We start from the raw sequence: 2042 nt of genomic DNA, 5'->3' as shown, positions 1-2042 counted from the left end.
AAAAATAGTAAAAAGCACCACTTGCATATAAAAATAAAAACTTCTCATTTGAGAAGTTTTTATTTTTATATCACATGATTACTATTCCCGCGCCAAACTTTCCTAAATTTTATATAACAAGCAATTCTCCACGGAATAATATACGATACTGCAACTACGTAAAATAATAAACCTATTGTTTGCTGATCTAAGTCAACAATATATTGTCTTGAACCATATCTTAAAATAACAATTCCGATAAAAGTAATTAAAAAGGCAGCACTTTTTTTCGTATAAATGTTTCCGTCTTCTCTTCGTTCATAGTTTGTTAGAAATATAAGTGGGATTGCGAAAATCACCCCAATGGATGCTGCTATAGTCACTTGTAATATAGCTGGATGTACTGGACCAAAAAACAATAAAATACCCGGTGTTAAAAATAGTAATGGCCACAAAATACGTTTTCCCGTTCCCTTTATCGGCTTATACATAGAACGATATCGTCGCCAAAAAATTAGCAGTGCCACGCATAAAAAGACGGTTATTAGTGAAGAAGTATCTCCCATTGTCTTCCCTCTTTCTATAATAATCTAACAATATTTTAAACCGTTTGCTCAAATGAAACTTTACGAATAAATATACTACTAGTTATGATATATAGAATGGTTAATCCAATTGAAATCACAGTAAAATAGGGAATATCTATTAAAGATAGATCGCTTGTAAATAATAAACCTTTTATTCCTACCTCACCATAAAGCACACTGTTTGTTGTTAAAAAAAGTGTTCCACCAATCATAAAACCGATCCACTTAAATCGTTGTTTAAAAACAACTACTACTTGAAAGAAACATGCTGTCGTAACATAAAATAAAAATTGTAAAATAAACTGTTGTGCTAATAGTTCTCCAAAACTAGCATTCCCATATTATATTTTATATCTTGTAAAAACATTACTTGAAGTAATGAAAATAGTCCGGATTGCAGTACAATATAACAAATCGCTCCGATAAAATATTGTATCCTTGTCACACCAAATGAAATGGCTAAACGAAATAAATCATCTTGTATGATGAAAGTACTCCCTATTATAAACATCATAATTGCTATAGAAGGATTATTGATAAATTCAGGTAAATAACCAATTTTCATTCCATATAAATTAACAGCATTCATAGCCCCTTTTATTAATAAAGCTGCGATCCAAAATATTAAAATTGCCTTATAATGAAAATTTATATGTAACTTCAACTGCTTCATTAACATCGTCATTTCACTTCACCACCAGTTATGTGAATAAATAGTTTTTGTAATGTAATTTCATCAACTGCTAATCCTTCTTTTTCAAGAGAGTAATAATCCTCATTAGTAAATTCTTCCCATATAACAGCAATGCCCTTATTTCCATAAACTTCTCGATTTATAACTTTTTTATTAATCGAAAACGCATCTACTTTATCTTTTTTTCCTGAAATTATATGCCCCTGCTGTAATAAATCTTCCACCGATGATTGAACAACTAGTCTTCCTTCTTTTATGATAATTACATCTTCAATAACATGGGTTACTTCTTCTACTAAATGTGTTGATAATATAATTGTTCGAGGATACTCACCGTAATCTTCTAATAGTAAACTATAAAATAACTCGCGATGTGCTGCGTCTAAACCAGTAGTTGGTTCATCAAAAATTGTAATTGGTGCCCTACTTGCTAATCCTTGAATAATTCCTACGACGGTTTGCATGCCATGTGATAGCTTATGGTATTTCTCTGTCATATTAAGCTGAAATTTATCTGCAAGTTCTTTAGCATACTTTCCATCCCAATTCTTATAAAACATGCTACACATCTTAAAGATTTCTTTTACTTTATAACTTAGATGAGCTTCTTCTTTCACTCTAACGAAACAAATATTTCGCATCGCTTTACTATTTTCAAATACATTTTCACCAAATACAGATACGCTTCCACTACTTGAAATAATCTGACCTGCGAGTATGTTTAATAAAGTTGTTTTCCCCGCTCCGTTTCTTCCAAGCAAACCATATATTTTATGCTCTTC

General features: G+C 30.9%; 2 protein-coding genes and 1 pseudogene. All 3 read right to left on the bottom strand.

Going from position 1 to position 2042, the window contains the following annotated elements:
- Positions 1-65: 65 nt before the first annotated feature.
- The gene (locus tag AB3X49_RS22030; protein WP_002136841.1) at positions 66-545 is read right to left on the bottom strand and encodes a CcdC family protein; all 480 of its coding nucleotides are present in this window, start codon (positions 543-545) and stop codon (positions 66-68) included.
- A gap of 35 nt (positions 546-580) precedes the next feature.
- Positions 581-1251, bottom strand: a pseudogene (locus AB3X49_RS22025) (DUF4052 family protein).
- Positions 1248-2042, bottom strand: a 795-nt coding sequence (locus tag AB3X49_RS22020; protein WP_367964742.1) for an ATP-binding cassette domain-containing protein, incomplete at its 5' end; no start/stop codon positions are given. The gene AB3X49_RS22020 and the pseudogene AB3X49_RS22025, both read right to left, overlap by 4 nt.

This window comes from Bacillus sp. C30 (assembly GCF_040838255.1).
Lineage (GTDB): Bacteria > Bacillota > Bacilli > Bacillales > Bacillaceae_G > Bacillus_A > Bacillus_A mycoides.
This window is presented reverse-complemented; position numbering and strand designations above follow the sequence as displayed.

What these genes read in the sequence shown, in the direction of transcription:
- AB3X49_RS22030 (WP_002136841.1), bottom strand. Translation starts at nt 545, where the DNA reads ATGGGAGATACTTCTTCACTAATAACCGTCTTTTTATGCGTGGCACTG.